The 20048-nt window shown below is 60.7% G+C and carries 17 protein-coding genes; 13 read left to right on the top strand and 4 right to left on the bottom strand.

Annotation, left to right across the window (positions count from 1 at the left end):
* Positions 1 to 5 precede the first annotated feature (5 nt).
* The 3 genes from kynU (at position 6) to AB7M25_RS26660 (ending at position 4172) form a co-directional block, all read left to right on the top strand.
* A complete protein-coding gene (kynU, locus tag AB7M25_RS26670; protein WP_429384390.1) occupies positions 6 to 1256 on the top strand; it encodes a kynureninase in 1251 nt (416 codons plus the stop codon).
* 104 nt (positions 1257 to 1360) lie between these two features.
* Positions 1361 to 2674, top strand: a complete 1314-nt coding sequence (locus tag AB7M25_RS26665; RefSeq protein WP_429560352.1) for an OprD family porin — start codon at positions 1361 to 1363, stop codon at positions 2672 to 2674.
* A gap of 88 nt (positions 2675 to 2762) precedes the next feature.
* Complete coding sequence (locus AB7M25_RS26660) at positions 2763 to 4172, top strand: amino acid permease (RefSeq protein WP_428609306.1); 1410 nt, start codon at positions 2763 to 2765, stop codon at positions 4170 to 4172.
* 30 nt (positions 4173 to 4202) lie between these two features.
* On the opposite strand, the gene AB7M25_RS26655 is transcribed toward AB7M25_RS26660, so the two are convergent.
* Positions 4203 to 5093 (bottom strand): LysR family transcriptional regulator, encoded by an 891-nt coding sequence (locus AB7M25_RS26655; RefSeq protein ID WP_454238195.1) that lies wholly within the window; start codon positions 5091 to 5093, stop codon positions 4203 to 4205.
* 215 nt (positions 5094 to 5308) lie between these two features.
* On the opposite strand from AB7M25_RS26655, the gene AB7M25_RS26650 reads away from it, so the two are divergent.
* Positions 5309 to 6073: a sulfite exporter TauE/SafE family protein gene (locus AB7M25_RS26650; RefSeq protein WP_454238194.1), complete on the top strand. Its 765-nt coding sequence runs from the start codon at positions 5309 to 5311 to the stop codon at positions 6071 to 6073.
* Here AB7M25_RS26650 and AB7M25_RS26645 read toward each other — a convergent pair.
* Positions 6063 to 6377: a putative quinol monooxygenase gene (locus tag AB7M25_RS26645; protein ID WP_454238193.1), complete on the bottom strand. Its 315-nt coding sequence runs from the start codon at positions 6375 to 6377 to the stop codon at positions 6063 to 6065. The two genes, AB7M25_RS26650 and AB7M25_RS26645, sit on opposite strands and share 11 nt — an antisense overlap.
* A gap of 163 nt (positions 6378 to 6540) precedes the next feature.
* On the opposite strand from AB7M25_RS26645, the gene AB7M25_RS26640 reads away from it, so the two are divergent.
* From AB7M25_RS26640 to AB7M25_RS26625, 4 genes are all read left to right on the top strand, one after another.
* Positions 6541 to 7131, top strand: a complete 591-nt coding sequence (locus tag AB7M25_RS26640) for an NAD(P)H-dependent oxidoreductase (RefSeq protein WP_104450844.1) — start codon at positions 6541 to 6543, stop codon at positions 7129 to 7131.
* A 146-nt stretch (positions 7132 to 7277) separates the two neighbouring features.
* Positions 7278 to 8189 (top strand): LysR family transcriptional regulator, encoded by a 912-nt coding sequence (locus AB7M25_RS26635; protein WP_429560349.1) that lies wholly within the window; start codon positions 7278 to 7280, stop codon positions 8187 to 8189.
* A 103-nt stretch (positions 8190 to 8292) separates the two neighbouring features.
* Positions 8293 to 9186 carry an NAD-dependent epimerase/dehydratase family protein gene (locus AB7M25_RS26630; RefSeq protein ID WP_454238192.1) on the top strand — a complete coding sequence of 298 codons (894 nt, stop codon included), beginning with the start codon at positions 8293 to 8295 and terminating at the stop codon, positions 9184 to 9186.
* Between the two features lie 224 nt (positions 9187 to 9410).
* Positions 9411 to 10856 (top strand): SulP family inorganic anion transporter, encoded by a 1446-nt coding sequence (locus tag AB7M25_RS26625; protein ID WP_454238191.1) that lies wholly within the window; start codon positions 9411 to 9413, stop codon positions 10854 to 10856.
* A gap of 290 nt (positions 10857 to 11146) precedes the next feature.
* On the opposite strand, the gene AB7M25_RS26620 is transcribed toward AB7M25_RS26625, so the two are convergent.
* Complete coding sequence (locus AB7M25_RS26620) at positions 11147 to 12472, bottom strand: hypothetical protein (protein WP_454238190.1); 1326 nt, start codon at positions 12470 to 12472, stop codon at positions 11147 to 11149.
* Positions 12473 to 12913: 441 nt separating this feature from the next.
* On the opposite strand from AB7M25_RS26620, the gene AB7M25_RS26615 reads away from it, so the two are divergent.
* From AB7M25_RS26615 to AB7M25_RS26600, 4 genes are all read left to right on the top strand, one after another.
* Positions 12914 to 14263 carry a GntP family permease gene (locus tag AB7M25_RS26615; protein ID WP_429518237.1) on the top strand — a complete coding sequence of 450 codons (1350 nt, stop codon included), beginning with the start codon at positions 12914 to 12916 and terminating at the stop codon, positions 14261 to 14263.
* A gap of 14 nt (positions 14264 to 14277) precedes the next feature.
* Positions 14278 to 15138 carry a MurR/RpiR family transcriptional regulator gene (locus AB7M25_RS26610; protein WP_429384373.1) on the top strand — a complete coding sequence of 287 codons (861 nt, stop codon included), beginning with the start codon at positions 14278 to 14280 and terminating at the stop codon, positions 15136 to 15138.
* A 1-nt stretch (position 15139) separates the two neighbouring features.
* Positions 15140 to 16597: an N-acyl-D-amino-acid deacylase family protein gene (locus AB7M25_RS26605; protein WP_429384370.1), complete on the top strand. Its 1458-nt coding sequence runs from the start codon at positions 15140 to 15142 to the stop codon at positions 16595 to 16597.
* Between the two features lie 234 nt (positions 16598 to 16831).
* On the top strand, positions 16832 to 17200 hold the full coding sequence (locus tag AB7M25_RS26600; RefSeq protein WP_429384367.1) for a glyoxalase superfamily protein: 369 nt from the start codon (positions 16832 to 16834) through the stop codon (positions 17198 to 17200).
* A 13-nt stretch (positions 17201 to 17213) separates the two neighbouring features.
* On the opposite strand, the gene gliR is transcribed toward AB7M25_RS26600, so the two are convergent.
* The gene (gliR, locus tag AB7M25_RS26595; RefSeq protein ID WP_429384364.1) at positions 17214 to 18242 is read right to left on the bottom strand and encodes an AraC family transcriptional regulator GliR; all 1029 of its coding nucleotides are present in this window, start codon (positions 18240 to 18242) and stop codon (positions 17214 to 17216) included.
* A gap of 210 nt (positions 18243 to 18452) precedes the next feature.
* Between gliR and AB7M25_RS26590 the strand changes: the two genes are divergently transcribed.
* Positions 18453 to 20048, top strand: coding sequence for an FAD-binding oxidoreductase (locus tag AB7M25_RS26590; RefSeq protein ID WP_429384361.1), 1596 nt, complete (start codon positions 18453 to 18455; stop codon positions 20046 to 20048).

Here is a 20048-nt window from a genome sequence, read left to right as displayed (position 1 = left end):
ATCCAATGACTACAAGAAACGATTGCCTGGCGCTTGATGCACAGGACAGTTTGGCTCATCTGCGTCAGCAGTTTGCGCTGCCTGAAGGCGTGATTTATCTCGATGGCAACTCCTTGGGCGCACGGCCTGTCGCGGCATTGGCTCGCGCTCAGGCGGTGATTGCCGAGGAATGGGGCAATGGCCTGATCCGCAGCTGGAACAGCGCGGGCTGGCGCGATCTGTCCGAGCACCTGGGCAACCGCCTGGCCACACTGATTGGTGCTCGCGAAGGCGAAGTGGTGGTGACCGACACCACCTCGATCAACCTGTTCAAGGTGCTCAGTGCCGCGTTGCGCGTGCAGGCCACCCGGTCGCCAGAGCGCCGGGTGATCGTCACCGAAACCAGCAACTTCCCTACCGACCTGTACATCGCCGAAGGCTTGGCCGACATGCTGCAGCAGGGGTACACCTTGCGTCTGGTCGACAGCCCGGAAGAATTGCCGCAAGCGATTGACCAGGACACCGCCGTGGTGATGCTCACCCACGTCAATTACAAGACCGGCTACATGCACGACATGCAGGCCCTGACCAAGCTGAGCCACGAGTGTGGCGCGCTGGCCATCTGGGACTTGGCGCATTCCGCCGGGGCGGTGCCGGTTGATTTGCACCAGGCGGGTGCCGACTACGCCATCGGTTGCACTTACAAATACCTCAATGGCGGCCCGGGTTCGCAGGCGTTTGTCTGGGTCTCGCCGCCGTTGTGCGATCTGGTGCCGCAGCCCTTGTCGGGCTGGTTCGGCCATTCGCGTCAGTTCGCCATGGAGTCTCGCTACGAGCCGAGCAGCGGTATCGCCCGCTACCTGTGCGGCACCCAGTCCATCACGTCATTGGCGATGGTGGAGTGTGGGCTGGATGTTTTCGCCCAGACCGATATGGCTAGCCTGCGCCGTAAATCCCTGGCCCTGACCGACCTGTTTATTGAACTCGTCGAGCAGCGCTGCGCTGCTCATGAACTGACCCTGGTCACGCCACGCGAACACGCCAAGCGTGGCAGCCATGTCAGCTTCGAGCATCCCGAGGGTTATGCCGTGATCCAGGCCCTGATTGACCGCGGTGTGATCGGTGACTACCGCGAGCCGCGGATCATGCGCTTCGGCTTTACCCCGCTGTACACGACGTTCACCGAGGTCTGGGATGCCGTGCAGATCCTCGGCGAAATCCTCGACCGGAAAACCTGGGCGCAGGCGCAATTCCAGGTCCGCCACAGCGTCACCTGAGTTAACCGATGTCCGCGTCTTGCTGTCGGGTTTTCCTGGCGGCAGGGCTTCGGGTGCCGTCAATCAAGAGTTCTGTGCAAACACAATAATAAGGAGCACGCAGAATGAAGTTGTCCCCTTGGCACGCCTTGCCGCTCGCCATCACCAGTTGCCTCGGTCAAATGGCTAGCGCCGCAAACGACAATGGATTCGTCGAAGACAGCAGCCTGATCCTGACCAACCGCAACTTCTATTTCTACCGCAACAACCTCAACAACCCGGGTGGCCAGAACTATCGGGACGAATGGGCCCACGGGATCATGCTCGATTACCGGTCCGGGTATACCCAGGGCACGGTGGGTTTTGGCGTCGATGCCTATGCGCAGTTGGGCCTCAAGCTCGACAGCGGCAAGGGACGCACCGGCACCGGTTTGCTGCCGGTCGGTTCCGACGGTCGCCCCGAGGATGAGTATTCCGAAGCGGGTGGTGCGCTCAAGGCGCGGATCTCCAGTACCGAACTCAAATACGGCAACCTGACCCCGCTCAACCCGGTGTTCGGCACGGGCAATGCGCGCCTGTTTACCAGCATGGCCACCGGCTTTCAGCTGACCAGCAATGAACTCAAGGCGCTGCAAGTGGACATCGGCCACTTCACCGCCGGCAACGACAGTAACTCCACCAACGCCAATGGTGCTCTCAAAGCGCTGTATGCCGGGGTGGAAACCCGCAGCGTCGATTACCTGGGCGGCAGCTATGCAGTGAGCGATCAACTGAGCGTCAGCCTGTATGGTTCGCAGTTCACCGACATCTGGCGGCAGTATTACGCCAACACCAACTACACCTTTGTCTTGAGCGAAGGGCAGTCGCTGAACCTGGATTTCAATATTTACCGTACCAACGACGATGGCCAGAGCCTGGCCGGCAAGATCGATAACACCACCTGGTCGTTGGCCACAGCGTACAAGTTTGGCGCCCATCGTCTGACTCTGGCGTATCAACGCGTCGATGGCGATGAGCCGTTCGATTACCTGGGGTTCGATCAACAACCGGGGACTTCGATTTTCCTCGCCAACTCGATCCAGGTGCTCGATTTCAACGCCCCCAACGAACGTTCCTGGCAACTTCGCTACGACCTGGACATGGCGCCATTCGGCGTGCCGGGCCTGAGCTTCATGTCGCGTTATGTCAGCGGTGACCATATCGACGACAGCCACTACGATGGCGGCCCCAACGGCGCTTACGGGCGTTACGGCGATGACGGCAAGCGCTGGGAACGCGATCTCGAAGCGCGCTACGTCGTGCAGTCGGGCAAGGCCAGGGATCTGTCGGTGCGGGTACGTCAGGCCAGTGTGCGTTCGACCGCTCAAGTGGCGCGCGCCGACACCACGGACAACAACGAAGTCCGCGTCATCATCGAGTATCCACTGAGTATTTTCTGATCCGTGTCCTGCTGTGCGTGGCTGATCCCCACGAGACCATCCAACCACGTGCTCTCTTCAAGACAGACAATATTCAGAGGACAGACAAATGACCGATAACTCCGGTTTTGAAACGATATCCAACCGTGAACAAGGCTTGCGGCGTCAACTGACGTCGGGGCAGATGAGCATGATCGCCATTGGTGGTGCGATTGGCACCGGGTTGTTCATGGGCAGCGCCTATGCCATCGGCTATGCCGGGCCGAGCGTGCTGCTCAGCTACGCCATCGGCGCGATCATCACCCTGCTGTTGATGGGCTGCCTGGCGGAAATGACCGTGGCCCATTCGACCTCGGGTTCATTCGGTGCCTATGCCGAATTCTATGTCAGCCCGCTGGCCGGGTTCCTGGTGCGCTATGCCTACTGGGCGGCGATCGTGCTGGCGGTCGGTACGGAAGTGACGGCGGTCGCGATGTACATGAAGTACTGGTTCACCAACGTGCCGGAATGGATCTGGATCGTCTCGTTCTCCAGTGTGCTGATCGTGCTCAACGCCATCAGCGTGAAGACCTTCGGCACCTTCGAGTACTGGTTCTCGACCATCAAGATCGGCGCGATCGTCGGCTTCATCATTCTGGCGGTGTATGTGGTGTTTGGCTCCGGCAACCCGGAATACGGCGTGCATAACTACACCTCCCATGGCGGTTTTTTCCCCAACGGTTTGCAAGGCATGTGGGTCGCGGTGATCGTGTCGATCTTCAGTTACCTGAGCGTCGAGATGATCGCGGTGGCCGCCGGTGAGGCGAAGGATCCGGAGCAAGCGGTGAAGAAAGCCTTTCGCGCGACCATCGTGCGCCTGGTGGTGTTCTACCTGCTGACCCTCGCGCTGATGCTGGCGATTGTGCCGTGGGTCCAGGCCGGCAAAGCCCAGAGCCCGTTCGTCACGGTCATGCAGTCGATCGGGATTCCCGGCGCGACCGGTGTGATGAATTTCGTGATTCTGATTGCGGCGTTGTCGGCGATGAACAGTCAGTTGTACATCACCACGCGCATGATGTTCAGCCTGTCGCGTGGTGGTTATGCGCCGAAGTCCATGGGCGTGTTGAGCAAGAGCGGGATTCCGCTGAACGCACTGCTGCTGTCGAGCTCGGGCATCGCCCTGGCGACCTTGCTCAATATCCTGTATCCGGAAAGTTCGTTCACCCTGATGATGGCGATCTCGATGTTTGGCGCCATCTTCACCTGGTTCATGATCTTCCTGACGCACTACTGCTTCCGTCGTTATCACCAGCGCAACGGCGAACGCAAACTGTCGTTCCGCATGCGGCTGTTCCCCTACTCGACCCTGTTGGGGCTGGTGTTGATGGGCGCGGTGATGATCACCACCTACTTCACCGACGCCTTCAAGATGACCCTGGTCTTCGGTGTGCCTTTCCTGGTGGTACTCACGGTGATCTACGGCATCTTTTTCAGAAAACCCAAGACGGCCGAAGCCTTGCGCCCGTTGCCCAAGGTCTAGTCTGCAAGCAACTCGCAGGGGCGGCAGTCTTCAAAGGCTGTCGCCCTGCAATGCCTCGAACAAGGCTCTGGCATAACCGGGCAGGTTGTCGAATGAGCGGGCACAGAGCAGCAGTTTGCGCCGCGCCCAGTCTTCCTCTAGCGCGACACTTTTCAACGGCTCATCGAGCGACCAACGCTGGATCGCCGCCAGCGGCACAATCGCTAATCCGGCACCGTGGGCGACCATGCGCATCAAACCGTCGAAGCCGTCGGCGCGAATGCGGATCTGCATTCGCGAGCCGGTGTGCAGCGCCTGTTCCTCCAGGTACACGGCGAGGGCGCTGTTGGCGTTCAGGCCGACGTAATCGTGACGCAGCGTGTCGCTGAAACTCACCGAGGCCCCCCGTGCCAAGGGATGTTCGCGGGGCATGATCAGCACCAGCGGATCATCGCGAAACGGGCGGGTTTGCAGGTCGTGGGTGTCGATGGCGTCGGAGACGATACCGAGGTCCGCCGCCCCCTGGCGCAAGGCGTGGGTGATACGGGCGCTGGGCAGTTCCTGCAGGTCGATGTCGAGGTTGGGGTGGCTGTGCAGGAAGTCCGCGAGCAACTCCGGCAGGTATTCGGTGATGGCGGTGGTGTTGCACAACAAGCGCACCTGGCCTTTGACGCCCTTGGCGTATTCGGCCAGTTCCTGTTGCAGGCGTTCGGCCTGTTGCAGCAGAACCCGCGCGTGCCGGGCCAGGGCATCGCCGGCCGGCGTCGGACTGACCCCGCGACGGTTGCGCTGGAGAAACTCGACGCCCAGCGACGCCTCCATGGCGCGAATCCGTGCGCTGGCCGCCGCGAGTGACAGATGACTGCGTGCGGCGCCGGCGGTGATGTTGCCGGTGTCGAGGATGTTCAGGTACAGGCGCAGGTCGGTCAGGTCGAAGTGCATTGTCATCCCCGGTTTATTTGCTGTCTGGACTGGCCCCTTCGCGCGCAAGCCCGCTCCCACAGTGGTTATGTGTCGTTCACAAATCCCCTGTGGGAGCGGGCTTGCCCGCGAAGAGGCCAGTCGCTTCAGCGAAATATTCAGCCTCTGTCAAAGCAAGAGGCAACCTCAGTATATGGCAGATTTTCAATCAACCCCCGCGGGCTCACCATAGCCCCATGAACACACTCTCGGCGTTGTACCAGAATCTCGGATTGGCCCTGTCACTGTTGGTGATCGGCACCTTTGTGCTGGCCGGCATGATCAAGGGGGTGATCGGCCTCGGCCTGCCAACGGTTGCCATGGGCCTGCTCGGCCTGGCTATGGCGCCGTCGCAGGCAGCCGCGCTATTGATCATTCCGGCAACGCTCACCAACGTCTGGCAACTGGCATTCGGCGGGCATTTGTCCGGGCTGGTCAAACGACTGTGGCCGATGTTGCTGGCGATTTTCATCGGCACCGGGGCGGGCACGCTGTGGATCGGCATGAGCGGTGGCCATTGGGTGGTGCGAGGGTTGGGCGCTGCGCTGTTGCTGTATGCGCTGAGCGGATTGTGCCTGCCGTCCTTGCGCGTGGGGCGGCGCAGCGAACACTGGCTCGGTCCACTGTGTGGCCTGCTGACCGGCGTCATCACTTCGGCCACCGGCGTGTTCGTGATTCCGGCGGTGCCCTACCTGCAAGCGCTCGGTTTGCGCCGGGACGAACTGGTGCAGGCGCTGGGCCTGTCGTTCACCGTCTCGACCCTGGCCCTGGCCGGTGGCTTGTTATGGCGCGGTGCGCTCGGCGGGGGCGAGTTGAGCGCGTCGCTGCTGGCGCTGATCCCGGCCATGCTCGGCATGTGGCTGGGGCAATCGCTGCGCCAGCGGATCAGCGCCCTGTGGTTCAAGCGCGTGTTTTTCGTTGGCCTGGGTGTGCTCGGCGGCCATTTGCTGATCAGCGGCTAGCGGACGACGGGCTGATCATGTCGATGGCGCGGATGTCGAAGTCCCGTTCCAGATACTCATCGCGCTTCTCGAGGAACTGCTTCATGTGCGGCAGGTTCGAGTGCACGTCCAGATGGGCCTGGGACTGCCAGATCTCGTAGAAAATGAACAGGGTCGGGTCCTGTTTGTCGCGCAGCATGTGGTATTCGATGCAGCCGGGTTCGGCGCGACTTGCTTGCACGTAGCCGCTGAAAAACGCTTCGAAGGCGTCGGATTTTTCCGGACGGGTCTTGGCGTGCAGGATGAAGCCCTGGATTTCACTCATCTACATCTCTCCTCAGGTCAGAATGGGCGCCAGTCTAAAGCAACAATCGACTGTGGATTCGTGCCTGTGGGTCAAATGAGTTTTGTCATTTCGACGCTTATTCCGCGCGAGGCCGATCGGTACTCTGCCGCCATCCAATTCCCGACCCTTCCCGAGACCTTCCATGAAAAAAGTCCTGTTGCTCAACGGTGGCAAACAATTTGCGCACTCCGACGGCCGCTACAACACCACCCTGCATGAAGCCGCGTTGAGCGTGCTGGATCGCGGTGGTGTGGATATCAAAACCACCTTCATCGACGAGGGCTACGACGTCGCCGAAGAAGTGGCCAAGTTTCTCTGGGCCGACGTGATCATTTACCAGATGCCCGGCTGGTGGATGGGCGCGCCGTGGACCGTGAAGAAGTACATCGATGAAGTCTTCACCGAAGGTCATGGCAGCCTCTACGCCAGCGACGGCCGCACCCGTTCCGACGCCTCGCAGAAATACGGCAGCGGCGGCCTGATCCACGGCAAGCAGTACATGCTGTCGCTGACCTGGAACGCCCCGCAGCAAGCTTTCGACGACCCGACCGATTTCTTCGAAGCCAAAGGTGTGGACGCGGTGTACTTCCCGTTCCACAAGGCCAACGAGTTCCTTGGCATGACCGGTTTGCCGACGTTCCTCTGTGTGGACGTGATGAAGCGCCCGAACATCGAAGGCGATGTGGCGCGTTATGAGCAGCATTTGACAGAGGTGTTTGGCCTCAAGGCATGACGCTCGGCTACTATCGATACCTGAAGCCAGAACCTGTAGGAGCCGGCTTGCCGGCGATGGCGCTCATGAGGACGCAATCGCCGGCAAGCCGGGCTCCTACGAAAAGCGATTTAAGCGTTGTGCTGAATTATCGATAAGGGACACACGTGAAAGCCAGATCCGATGAATTGCAGATATTCGTCTGCGTGATTGAATGCGGGTCGATTTCTGCGGCGGCCGAGCAGGTCGGGCAAACGCCTTCGGCGGTCAGCCGTACGCTGTCGCGGCTGGAGGCCAAGCTCGACACCACCTTGATCAATCGCACCACGCGACGCATGGACCTGACCGAGGAGGGCAAGTACTTCTTCGAGCACGCCAAGCGCATTCTCGATCAGATGGACGAGCTCGAAGAGCGGCTGTCCTCACGCCAGCAAACACCGTCCGGGCGTCTGCGAATCAACGCGGCATCACCCTTCATGCTGCACGCCATCGTGCCCTACATCGATGAATTCCGCAGGCTCTACCCCGACATCCAGCTCGAACTCAACAGCAACGACTTGATCATCGACCTGCTGGAGCAGAGCACCGACATCGCCATTCGCATTGGCACCCTGACCGACTCGACACTGCATGCCCGCTCCCTCGGTTGCAGCCCGCTGCACATCGTCGCCAGCCCGGCCTACCTGGAAAAGCACGGTATACCGCAAGCGGTGGCTGACCTGGCCGACCATACACTGCTGGGGTTCACCCAGAACGAAGGCCTCAACCAATGGCCGCTGCGTTACGTGCATGGCGATCGCTGGCCGATCCAGGCGTCGATCAGCGCCTCCAGCGGCGAGACCATCCGCCATCTGGCACTGGACGGCCAGGGCATCGCCAGCCTGTCGCACTTCATGACCATCGAGGACATTCGTGCCGGACGCTTGAAAGTGTTGCTGGCCGAATTCAACAGCGGCTACCGCCAGCCGATCAATGCGGTGTACTACCGCAACTCGCAGCTGGCCTTGCGGATTCAATGCTTCCTGGACTTTATCCAGGGCAAGTTGGCGGATTATGCGAGCGCGGATTTCAAAGGCTGATTCGTGACCCCTGCGCAAAAGTGAATTGGGTCAGAGGGCATTTTTCGGCAGTCATCGCTGCCGGATACTCCTTGCATCACTTATCCACGCAGGGAGTTTCTCCATGAACGTATTCGTTACCGGCGCTGCCGGATTTATCGGCGGTTCCATCGCCACGGGCCTGGTCCAGGCCGGCCACGCTGTCACCGGTCTGGTGCGCAGCGCCGAACAGGCCGATGAGCTACGTGCACTGGGCATTTCTCCGGTGGTGGGCAGTCTGGACGACCGCGACCTGTTGACCGATCAGGCGCTCGCTGCCGATGCAGTGATCAACGCGGCCAGCAGCGATCATCGTGGTGCGGTGGAAGCCTTGCTCGATGCTTTGCGCGGCTCTGGCAAGGTGTTCCTGCACACCAGCGGTTCGAGCATTGTCGGTGATGCCTCGGGTGGCCAATCCAGTGATGTCATCTACTTCGAAGACAACCTGCCGGAACCGACCGTCGACAAGGCGGCGCGCGTCGCCATCGATAACCTGATCCTGGCGGCGGCCATGGAGGGGGTGAACTCGGCGGTGATCTGCAACACCTTGATCTACGGCCATAGCCTGGGCGTCCATCGCGACAGCGTGCAGTTGCCGCGCCTGCTCAAACAGGCGCGCAAAAGCGGCGTGGTGCGCCATGTCGGCACGGGCCGCAACATCTGGTCCAACGTGCACATCGAGGACGTGGTTGCGCTGTACCTGCTGGCGCTGACCAAAAATGTACCGGGCACGTTCTACTTCGTTGAAAGCGGTGAAGCGTCGTTCGTCGATATGACCACGGCGATGGCCCTGGCGCTGAACCTGGGCGAGCCACAGGACTGGCCGCTCAAGGATGCCGAAGCCGAGTGGGGCTATGAAATGGCCAACTATGGTCTGGGTTCCAACAGTCGGGTTCGCGGCAAGCATGCGCGGGAACTGTTGGGTTGGGTGCCGAAGCGCACTTCGGTGGTTGAGTGGATTCGCGACGAGATGGTGTGAGTTCGCGTTAGACCGCGTCATCGTTCATCGTCGGAACGCCGCCCGGGGCAAGCCGCGCTCCCACAGTTTCTGCGTCGTTCGATAATTTTGTGAACGGCAAAGTACCTGTGGGAGCGGGCTTGCCCGCGATGGCATTTTCGATGACACAGATGATGGCCGGTCGGCCCTCGATTCCGTAACATCCGCACACTCTTTTTCGTCTCTACCTGTGTGCGGTCCCCCCCATGAAAGCAAAACGTCTACACGCCGATGTCCTGGCCGGGCTTACCACGTCCTTCGCCCTGTTGCCCGAGTGCATCGCTTTCGCCCTGGTGGCCCACCTCAATCCGCTGATGGGCCTCTATGGCGCATTCATCATCTGCACCCTGACCGCGCTGTTCGGCGGGCGACCGGGCATGGTGTCCGGCGCGGCCGGCTCGATGGCCGTGGTGATCGTCGCGCTGGTGGTGCAACACGGCGTGCAGTACTTGCTGGCCACGGTGTTGCTGGGCGGGCTGATCATGATGGCGTTCGGGCTGCTCAAGCTCGGCAAACTGGTGCGCATGGTGCCGCACCCGGTGATGCTCGGCTTCGTCAACGGCCTGGCGATCATCATTGCCCTGGCGCAACTGGAGCACTTCAAGGACGGTGAGGCCTGGTTGAGCGGCACGCCGCTGTACATGATGCTTGGCCTGGTCGCGGTGACCATGGCCGTTGTCTACGTACTGCCGCGCTTGACCCGCACCGTGCCGCCGGCGCTGGTGGCGATTCTCGGCGTGGGCCTGGCGGTGTATCTGCTTGGCTTGCCTACCCGCACCCTGGGCGACATGGCGCACATTGCCGGTGGCTTGCCGACGCTGGCGCTGCCGGACATTGCGTGGAACCTGGACACCCTGCGCATCATCGCGCCCTACGCGATCCTGATGGCGCTGGTCGGGTTGCTGGAAACCCTGTTGACCCTGAACCTCACCGACGAAATCACCGAGAGCCGTGGCTACCCGGATCGCGAGTGCGTGGCGCTGGGGGCGGCGAATGTGGTGTCGGGTGCATTCGGCGGCATGGGCGGTTGCGCCATGATCGGCCAGACCGTGATCAACCTCAGTTCCGGTGGCCGCGGGCGTTTGTCCGGGGTGGTGGCCGGGGTGTCGATCCTGCTGTTCATCCTGTTTCTGTCGCCGCTGATCGAGCGCATTCCATTGGCCGCGCTGGTCGGGGTGATGTTCGTGGTGTCGCAACAGACCTTCGCCTGGGCCTCGTTGCGGGTGCTGAACAAGGTGCCGCTCAACGACGTGCTGGTGATCATCGCGGTGACAGTGATTACCGTGTTCACCGACCTGGCCACCGCGGTGCTCTGCGGCATCATCATCGCGGCGCTGAACTTTGCCTGGCAGCAGGCCCGCCAGCTGTATGCCGACAGTCATCTGGAGAACGACGGCAGCAAGCTGTACCGGGTGCATGGCACGCTGTTCTTCGCCTCGACCACACCCTTTCTCAATCAGTTCGATCCGGCCAACGACCCGGCGCAAGTGACCCTGGATTGCCAGCACCTGAGCTTCGTCGACTACTCGGCCATCGCCGCGCTGGGCACCTTGCGCGAGCGGTACGCCAAGGCCGGCAAGCACTTGCGTGTGCTGCATTTGTCCGAGCGCTGCAAGAAGTTGCTCAAGCGTGCCAGTGAGCATCATGACTGATCGTTCCCACGTTCTGGACTGACCCCAAAGGTTGGACGATCGTAAATCTATGTATGAGCGGATTGACCTCTGTATTCAGCAGGCTCAAGCCGCTCAAACACCTCTTTCAGCATCCTCCCTGCGGTTTCTTGACTATGTCGAAAATGATTTCGCCGTTATTAAAATCTAGGATGGGCGAGAGATATAGTTTTTTGCCCGCCGTTCTACGGCTGCCTGCAGCCGTCTTGCTTCCACAGGATTGAACGGACCCTGTGGAAGCAAACTGGCTCTTGAAGACGTAACAGGCCGCTCTACCCCAAGTAACGCAACATCCACCCGCCGAAACGCAAGTTGGCATCCGCCCACGAAGCACAAATCACAATCCGACCATCTTTCATGACTACCACGTCATCTGAAGTGTGAGTCCCTATCTCATTCTCGTAAACAGCAAAGCCCTTGCCATTGTTAAAGGTCGAATCTAAGGAGCCGTCAGTACAATAGCGTGCCGTTACCAGGGACAGATCTCGACTACCTATTTCTCCCCCCACCCCAACTACAATGATTGAGCCATTGGACTGCAATGCACATTGTCGCCAATACAATGATCCAGGTATGAGGTTGGAGTACAAGGGGGCTCCATTATTGAACACAAGATTGTAAGAGCCACTGGTGTTTAGCACGACGATTAGCCCGTGTTTTACGCCATCCCGAATTGCTTCGCCTGCCACTAAAATTGCAGTTTCGCTTACATGGATAGAGCGAAAATCAATATACTCCGAAGAGGTGATAGTTACTGGACGGTTGAGATTAAACTGGGCGTCTACTTTGCCTTCCGTGTCAAAGCGCATCACGAAGACTGCTCTGTGAGCGCCGTCACCATATTGGCCACAAACCAATACTTTGCCGTCCTGAACCGCCACCCCCCGAGCGCTGCTCCAAAGATGTTCAACACCTTGAAGCTCGACAACCGCGAACCCCCCGTTAAAACTTTGGTCGGTCGAACCATTTGAGTTCAGGCGTAGCGCAACCGCCTTTTGACGACCGGTGAAATCAATAGTGTTGCTAACCAGGACGATTTTTCCATGCGGATCCTCTGCTGCAGAAAAACCCTCATTACTTTGTGCCGTGGAGGGGCCATTGCCGTCATTTTCAGTCTCTCGATCTACACACACTTCTCCATTGGACGTTCCTAACCGAAAGTCCTCTTCAGGGATAAGGCGAATACCGCCATTACCAAAGGACTCCTCAAGGTTCCCATCCTGGCGTAGCCGAATGACGATCAAACCTCGAGTGCCTCCTGAGCTGTATAGACCTGTAATTACACATCCACCATCAGCTAGCGCACCGATCCTCAATGCTACCCGGTCAATTCCGATCCCTTCGAAAGACAATTCAACGAAGCCCAGCTGTCTATCGCCATACGAGGTATCAAATGTTCCATCCTCATTAAGCCGTGCCACCGCAATCGGACCAGACCCTTGCCAAGGTATGACAACAAGAGTTTTGTTCTGGGGAAGTGCTAGAGCACACTGCGCCATGTCTCCAGGAATTCTAGGAAGTGGTAGTGATAACACTCCCTTCTCGGCGAAGGAAGGGTCGAAAGTACCCGCGCTCAACGATGTTTGTTTCTGGCTCATGAGTTTTGCTCCCCTCAAGATGAATGAACGTCCGTTATGGAATTCAGCTTCTAAATAGAGCCCAGATACGAGTGATTAGTCAGCTGTCAGAAATAACAGGTTTAATGTCTAAGCAAGACAATTCCCTGACCTGACGAGCCACCCTGAGAGTCATTCGGTGTTGATTTTCAATGATGGCAAGCTCCTGATTGGTGACCGCCCGGGCAATACACCCTATTGACGCCATCGCTCAAGGCGATGCTGTCCACCTGCGTAGGAACGATCTTCCTGGCGCGATGAAAATCCGCCTGCCTGATTTTCATTATTTGCGACAACTCATACCTCTGAGCGACACGCCTTACCTCTTTACGAAAATTACTTTCACCTCGTTTGAAAATCACCGACCGAAATGTTTTAAGAGTTTCACAAATATTTCGACGTGACCCTCTCGAGGAGTACCGCATGACCCCGTCCTTCGGCTATTGGCTGCTGGTGTATGCCGCCGTTGCCATCATCGCGCTGATCGTTCTGATCGCCCGTTACCGGCTCAATCCGTTCATTGTCATCACCCTGATTTCCCTTGGCCTGGCGCTGGTCGCCGGGATGCCTCCGTCCGGTGTGGTGGGGGCGTACGAGGCCGGTGTCGGCAAAACCCTGGGGCACATCGCACTGGTGGTGGCGCTGGGGACCATGCTCGGCAAGATGATGGCCGAGTCCGGCGGCGCCGAGCAGGTGGCGCGGACCTTGATCGACCGCTTTGGCGAGAAGAACGCGCATTGGGCGATGGTGACCATCGCGTTTCTGGTCGGGCTGCCGCTGTTCTTCGAAGTCGGTTTCGTCTTGCTGGTGCCAATTGCCTTTACCGTGGCGCGGCGCGTGGGCGTGTCGATCCTGATGGTCGGCTTGCCGATGGTCGCCGGGCTCTCGGTGGTGCATGCGCTGGTGCCGCCACACCCGGCGGCGATGCTGGCGGTGCAGGTATATCAGGCGTCGGTGGGGCAGACGTTGATGTACGCGATCCTGATCGGCATTCCGACCGCGATCATCGCCGGTCCCCTGTACGCCAGGTTCATCGTGCCGCGCATTCCATTGCCGGCGGAAAACCCGCTGGAGCGCCAGTTCCTCGAGCGTGAACCCCGCGACAGCCTGCCGGGTTTCGGCATCACCATGGCGACCATCCTGCTGCCGGTGGTGCTGATGCTGATCGGCGGCTGGGCCAATCTGATTTCCACGCCGGGCAGTGGTTTCAACCAGTTCCTGCTGTTCATCGGCAACTCGGTGATCGCGCTGTTGCTGGCCACCTTGCTGAGCTTCTGGACCCTCGGCCTGGCCCAGGGCTTCAACCGTGAATCGATCCTCAAGTTCACCAACGAATGCCTGGCGCCGACCGCGAGCATCACCCTGCTGGTGGGCGCCGGCGGTGGACTGAACCGGATCCTGGTGGACGCCGGCGTCACCGATCAAATTGTCGGCCTGGCCCACGAGTTTCATCTGTCGCCGCTGTTGATGGGCTGGCTGTTTGCTGCGCTGATGCGCATCGCCACCGGTTCTGCCACTGTGGCCATGACCACCGCCTCAGGCGTGGTCGCACCGGTGGCCATTGGTCTGGGTTATCCCCATCCGGAGCTGCTGGTGCTGGCGACAGGCGCGGGGTCGGTTATCTTTTCCCACGTTAACGACGGCGGTTTCTGGTTGATCAAGGAATACTTCAACATGACCGTTGCCCAAACCTTCAAGACCTGGACCGTGCTCGAGACGTTGATCTCGGTCGTTGCCTTCGGACTGACCGTTGGCCTTTCTTACCTGATTTAGCCGGAGCCACTAGCATGGACATCCTCTACCAGATCCGCGCCCGCCAGGATTCCTTCAGCGCCGGTGAAGGACGCATCGCCCGCCTGATGCTCGACGATGTAGGCTTCGCCGCCTCCGCCAGCCTCGATGAACTGGCGCTGCGGGCAGAGGTCAGCAGCGCCACGCTGTCGCGTTTCGCCCGCACGGTCGGCTGCAAGGATCTGCGTGATTTGCGCTTGCAACTGGCCCAGGCCAGCGGTGTCGGCAGCCGCTTTCTCGACCCGGCGGGCACCCCCGAGCAGTCGGCGTTCTACGGGCAGATTGTCAGTGACATCGAATCGACCTTGCGCCAGCACCTGGCGGCATTCGATGAGTCGCGTTTCGCCGATGCGGTAAAACTGCTGGGCAAGGCGCGAATGATCCACGCCTTCGGCATGGGCGGCTGCTCGACCCTGTGCAGCGATGAACTGCAAGTGCGCCTGGTGCGCCTGGGCTATCCGATCACGGCGTGCCACGATGCGGTGATGATGCGCGTCACCGCCGCCAGCCTCAGTGCCGAACAGGTGGTGATTGTCTGCTCGCTGACCGGGATCACCCCGGAACTGATTGAAACGGTGGAGCTGGCGCGCAACTACGGCGCGCGCATCCTGGCCATCACTCGCGGCGATTCGCCGCTGGCGCAACTGGCCGACATCGTCCTGCCGCTGCAAAGCGCTGAAACCTCGTTCATCTACAAACCCACGGCGGCGCGCTACGGCATGCTGCTGGCCATCGATGTGCTCGCCACCGAGCTGGCCCTGGCCAACCCTGAAGACAATCAAGAACGTCTGCGGCGGATCAAACTCGCCCTCGACGAATACCGCGGCGGCGACGATCACTTGCCGCTGGGAGACTGACATGCAGTACGACACGCTGATTCGCAACGCCCTGATCATCGACGGCAGCAACAGCCCCGGTTACCCCGCCGACGTGGCGATTCTGAACGGGCGCATCGAGCGTATCGGCGACTTGCGCGATGCCCGTGCCAACGAAGAAATCGACGCACAGGGCCATGTGCTGGCGCCGGGTTTCATCGACGTGCACACCCATGACGACACCGTGGTCATTCGCCAACCGCAGATGCTGCCCAAGCTCAGCCAGGGCGTGACCACGGTGATCGTCGGCAACTGTGGAATCAGTGCTTCACCGGTGAGTTTGCGCGGTGATCCGCCGGATCCGATGAACCTGCTCGGCACGGCCGCTGCATTCGTTTATCCGACCTTCCGCGACTATCGGGCGGCGGTCGAAGCGGCGAACACCACGTTGAACGTCGCCGCGCTGGTTGGTCATACCGCGTTGCGCAGCAACCACCTCGACGATCTGTTGCGCACCGCCACAACCGATGAAATCGCCGCGATGCGCGAGCAACTGCGCGAGAGCCTGGAGGCCGGTGCGCTGGGCTTGTCCACTGGCCTTGCCTATGCCAGCGCCTTCTCGGCATCGACCGATGAAGTGATGCAGCTGACCGAAGAGTTGACCGCGTTCGGCGCGGTCTACACCACCCATTTGCGCAGCGAATTCGAACCAGTGCTGGAGGCCATGGACGAGGCGTTCCGGATCGGCCGCCATGCGCAAAGCCCGGTGATCATTTCCCACCTCAAATGTGCCGGTGCCGGAAACTGGGGGCGTAGTCCGCAACTGCTGGCGTCCCTGGAAGAAGCAGCGAAATCGCACCCCGTGGGCTGCGATTGCTATCCGTATGCCGCGAGTTCATCGACCCTGGACCTCAAGCAGGTGACCGATGCCCACCGCATCACCATCACCTGGTCGACGCCGCACCCGGAGATGGGCGGCCGCGACCTGATGGACATCGCCGCCGAATGGAATCTGTCGTTGCTCGATGCCGCCCGTCAACTGCAACCGGCCGGTGCGGTGTACTACGGCATGGATGAGGCGGATGTGCGCCGGATCCTCGCGCATCCGCTGTCGATGGTCGGCTCCGACGGCTTGCCGGAAGACCCGTTCCCACACCCACGCCTGTGGGGCGCATTCCCTCGGGTACTCGGACATTTCAGCCGTGACGTAGGACTGTTCCCGCTGCACACTGCCGTGCACAAAATGACCGGGCTGTCGGCCGCGCGGTTCGGTTTGAAGGAGCGCGGTGAGATCCGCGAAGGTCATTGGGCGGACCTGGTGCTGTTCGATCCGGCGACCATCCGTGATGTCGCCGATTTCAACGATCCGCAGCGGGCGGCGGAGGGCATTGAAGGGGTATGGATCAACGGTGTGTTGAGTTACCGCGACGGCCAGGCCAACGGGCGCAGGGAAGGGCGGTTCCTGGCCCGGGAAGGGGATTTGCGCACGGGTTTTCAGTGAGTTTCGCGGATTGCGTCACAATGATGGCACTTTGAGATTAAAGATTGGCATTTCCGCGCCGAAGGACTGACATCAAACCCGGCTACCATTGCGGGTCAGTACGTCTGTATAGGAGCGAGCTTGCTCGCGATGGACAAAAGAGCGCCGCGTTTATCCAGTAGAGACGCGTCATCGTTAACGACCATCGCGAGCAAGCTCGCTCCCACCGGTTTTTCAATGTCTGGGAGCAACCCGATGAGCTTCGGTAAAACCACTCCGATCCTGCGCATTTTCGACGAAGCCAAGGCAGTGGAGTTCTACGTCGACTTCCTGGGGTTCCAGATCGACTGGCAACATCGATTCGAAGCGAATTTCCCGCTGTACCTGCAAATCTCCCGTGGCGAATGTGTGCTGCACTTGTCCGAACACCATGGCGACGGGACACCGGGTTCTGCGCTGCGGATCGAGACCGATGAGCTGGAGAAGTTTCAGCAGCAACTGTTGGCCAAGCAATACCGGTTTTCCCATCCACAGATCCAGGCCATGCCGTGGGGCAGCCAGGACATGACCATTGCCGACCCGTTCGGCAATCGGCTGGTGTTCACCAACGCGATCAGTCTCTGAACCCTTCAGCCCCTCAGCCTTCGTTCGGCACCCGGTGGCTTTGGCGAAACTCGCCGGGCGGCATCCCGCGCCGGCTTTTGAACGTGCGGTGAAACGAGCGGGGTTCGGTGAAGCCCAGGTATTGGGCGATGTCCTGAATCGGCAAGGTGCTGTTGAGCAGGTAGTGCTCGGCCAGTTCCTGGCGCAGGTCATCGAGGATCTGCTGGTACGACGTACCGGCCTGATGCAGCTGGCGTTGCAGCGTGCGCACGGACACAGCGAGATGCTCGGCCACCTGCTCCTTGCGTGGCAGACCCTCCTTGAGCAGCTGGCGCAGGATGCTTTTGACCCGCTGTTCCAGCGACGCGTCCTCCAGTGTGGCCATCAACCCCTGGGCATGTTCTTCCAGGGTGCGCAGCAATTGCGCATCGGCCTGGCGCAAGGGCAACTGCAAATACGGCAACGGCACAATCAGCGCCGAATAAGGCTGGTCGAACAGTACCGGGCAATCGAAGAACTGCTCGTACTCTGCCAGCGTCGTGTCGGCCGGACAGGCATGTTCCAGCCAGACGGCGGCCGGCGACAGTTGCGTGTCGGCGATCCAGCGCGCGTACTGCAGCCAGGAGCCGAGCACGTTTTCCACCAGGTGCCGACGGATTCGCGGGCGTTGATGGCGGCAGGTCCAGATCAGATGTACGTCGCTGCCTTGCACCTCGGCGCGGCTGACGCCCATGTCTCCCACCAGCTTCTCGAACGGCATGATGCGGCTCATCGCATCGCCCAGTGTCGCGCAGTTCATGGTGATGTAACCCAGCACGCTCCAGGAGTTGGGCAACACAAAACGCGCGGCGTTGAGACCGAACAACGGATCGCCCGAGTGTTCGCAGAAATAATCGAGCAGCCGTTCATGGGCTTCGCCGGGCAACCGCAGGCTGTTGTCGCTCAACTGCTGTGCCTGCAACCCGGCAGCCGTCAACGCAGGCTCGATGGCCATGCCCAGTTGTTCGGCATGACGCAGGTATTTGAGCAGCGGCGGAACGGAAGTGAAGCCCAGGGATTGCATGATCGTATTCCTTTGATCAAGGCCCGCGTGCGCGGATGAATGCCCTGAAAGGTAATTTGAAACCACGGCTAAAGTAAATGGCTGACGCCTGCGCGACGTTTGACTCAATTGGCTACTCGAACTGGCCCGATGCGACCGTGACACTTTCCGGCGGCTGACTAGTATGGGGGCCTGAAATTTCACTGATCAGAACCGCAAAAGGACACACGCATGCGACGCTGGAACGGCTGGGGAGATGCAACCACGGTGGTCGAACTGCCGGCCCAGGGCGCGAGTTTTCTCGCCCGGCGGGTAGGTGACGGTCGAGCGCTGCCCGACGCGACGCTCGAGACGGCATTGGCCCGCGTGCCCCCGTCGCGGTTGCAGCAACACTTCCTGTACAGCGTGGATGCCCATGATCGTTTGCTGCATGCTCGCGGCCAGAGCCTGCCGGACTGGCTGGCGTTGCGTGAGGGCGAACTGGGCAATTATCCCGACGCCGTGGCCTATCCCACGAGCGCTGAACAGATTCGCCAGTTACTGCGGCTCGCCCATGAACAGGACCTGTGCCTGATTCCTTATGGCGGCGGCACTTCGGTGGCCGGTCACATCAACCCGCCGAGTTCCGCGCGGCCGGTGGTGACAGTTTCCCTGGCCCGCATGAGTCGCCTGCTGGACCTCGACGAAGAGAGCCTGCTGGCCACCTTCGGCCCCGGCACCAGCGGACCGCAGGTGGAAAGTCAGTTGCGCGCCCGTGGTTACACCCTGGGGCACTTCCCGCAGTCGTGGGAGCTGTCGACCCTGGGCGGCTGGGTCGCCAGCCGCTCCAGTGGCCAGCAGTCATTGCGCTATGGGCGGATCGAGCAACTGTTCGCCGGCGGGACCCTGGAAACCTTTGCCGGACCTTTGGACATTCCCTCCTTTCCGGCCTCGGCGGCCGGCCCCGATCTGCGCGAAGTGGTGTTGGGCTGTGAGGGCCGTTTCGGGATCATTTCCGAGGTCAAGGTACGGATCAGCGCACTGCCCGCCGATGAACGTTTCTACGGGGTGTTCCTGCCCGATTGGCCCAAGGCGCTGCAAGCCATCCGCCAGTTGGCCCAGGCGCGGGTGCCGCTGTCGATGCTGCGCCTGTCCAATGCGGTGGAAACCGAAACCCAGCTGGCGCTGGCCGGTCATCCGCAGCAGATCGCCTGGCTGGAAAAGTACCTGGCCCTGCGCGGCGCCGGCGAGGGCAAATGCCTGCTGACGTTCGGCGTGACCGGCAACCGTCGGCAAAATGCGCTGTCCCTGCGTCAGGCCCGGCAGCACCTCAAGGCGTTCGGCGGGGTGTTTACCGGCACCTTGCTCGGCAAGAAGTGGGCGCAGAACCGCTTCCGCTTTCCCTACCTGCGCGAGAACTTGTGGAACGCCGGTTACGTGGTCGACACCCTGGAAACGGCCACCGACTGGAGCAACGTCGATAACCTGCTCACCCTGATCGAAAGCAGCCTGCGTGACGCCTTGGCGGCGCAGGGCGAACGGGTCCACGTGTTCACCCACCTGTCCCACGTCTACGGTGAAGGGTCGAGCATCTACACCACCTATGTGTTTCGCCCGGCGGCGGATTACCCCGCCACCCTGGCGCGCTGGCAGGCACTCAAGCAGGCGGCCAGCCAGACCATCGTCGACAACCACGGCACCATCAGTCACCAGCATGGCGTGGGCAAGGACCACGCGCCGTACCTGCTGCGCGAAAAGGGCGCGCTGGCGATGGACACCCTGCAGGCACTGAGTCGGCACTTCGATCCGGCCGGGCGACTGAACCCTGGCACGCTGTTGCAGGAGTGA

The sequence above is a fragment of the Pseudomonas sp. AP3_22 TE3818 genome, assembly GCF_053628995.1.
This window is presented reverse-complemented; position numbering and strand designations above follow the sequence as displayed.

What these genes read in the sequence shown, in the direction of transcription:
- gliR (WP_429384364.1), bottom strand. Translation starts at nt 18,242, where the DNA reads ATGCAATCCCTGGGCTTCACTTCCGTTCCGCCGCTGCTCAAATACCTG.
- AB7M25_RS26655 (WP_454238195.1), bottom strand. Translation starts at nt 5,093, where the DNA reads ATGCACTTCGACCTGACCGACCTGCGCCTGTACCTGAACATCCTCGAC.
- AB7M25_RS26645 (WP_454238193.1), bottom strand. Translation starts at nt 6,377, where the DNA reads ATGAGTGAAATCCAGGGCTTCATCCTGCACGCCAAGACCCGTCCGGAA.
- AB7M25_RS26615 (WP_429518237.1), top strand. Translation starts at nt 12,914, where the DNA reads ATGACCCCGTCCTTCGGCTATTGGCTGCTGGTGTATGCCGCCGTTGCC.
- AB7M25_RS26600 (WP_429384367.1), top strand. Translation starts at nt 16,832, where the DNA reads ATGAGCTTCGGTAAAACCACTCCGATCCTGCGCATTTTCGACGAAGCC.
- AB7M25_RS26630 (WP_454238192.1), top strand. Translation starts at nt 8,293, where the DNA reads ATGAACGTATTCGTTACCGGCGCTGCCGGATTTATCGGCGGTTCCATC.
- AB7M25_RS26660 (WP_428609306.1), top strand. Translation starts at nt 2,763, where the DNA reads ATGACCGATAACTCCGGTTTTGAAACGATATCCAACCGTGAACAAGGC.
- AB7M25_RS26620 (WP_454238190.1), bottom strand. Translation starts at nt 12,472, where the DNA reads ATGAGCCAGAAACAAACATCGTTGAGCGCGGGTACTTTCGACCCTTCC.
- AB7M25_RS26640 (WP_104450844.1), top strand. Translation starts at nt 6,541, where the DNA reads ATGAAAAAAGTCCTGTTGCTCAACGGTGGCAAACAATTTGCGCACTCC.
- AB7M25_RS26625 (WP_454238191.1), top strand. Translation starts at nt 9,411, where the DNA reads ATGAAAGCAAAACGTCTACACGCCGATGTCCTGGCCGGGCTTACCACG.
- AB7M25_RS26665 (WP_429560352.1), top strand. Translation starts at nt 1,361, where the DNA reads ATGAAGTTGTCCCCTTGGCACGCCTTGCCGCTCGCCATCACCAGTTGC.
- AB7M25_RS26650 (WP_454238194.1), top strand. Translation starts at nt 5,309, where the DNA reads ATGAACACACTCTCGGCGTTGTACCAGAATCTCGGATTGGCCCTGTCA.
- AB7M25_RS26605 (WP_429384370.1), top strand. Translation starts at nt 15,140, where the DNA reads ATGCAGTACGACACGCTGATTCGCAACGCCCTGATCATCGACGGCAGC.
- AB7M25_RS26610 (WP_429384373.1), top strand. Translation starts at nt 14,278, where the DNA reads ATGGACATCCTCTACCAGATCCGCGCCCGCCAGGATTCCTTCAGCGCC.
- kynU (WP_429384390.1), top strand. Translation starts at nt 6, where the DNA reads ATGACTACAAGAAACGATTGCCTGGCGCTTGATGCACAGGACAGTTTG.
- AB7M25_RS26590 (WP_429384361.1), top strand. Translation starts at nt 18,453, where the DNA reads ATGCGACGCTGGAACGGCTGGGGAGATGCAACCACGGTGGTCGAACTG.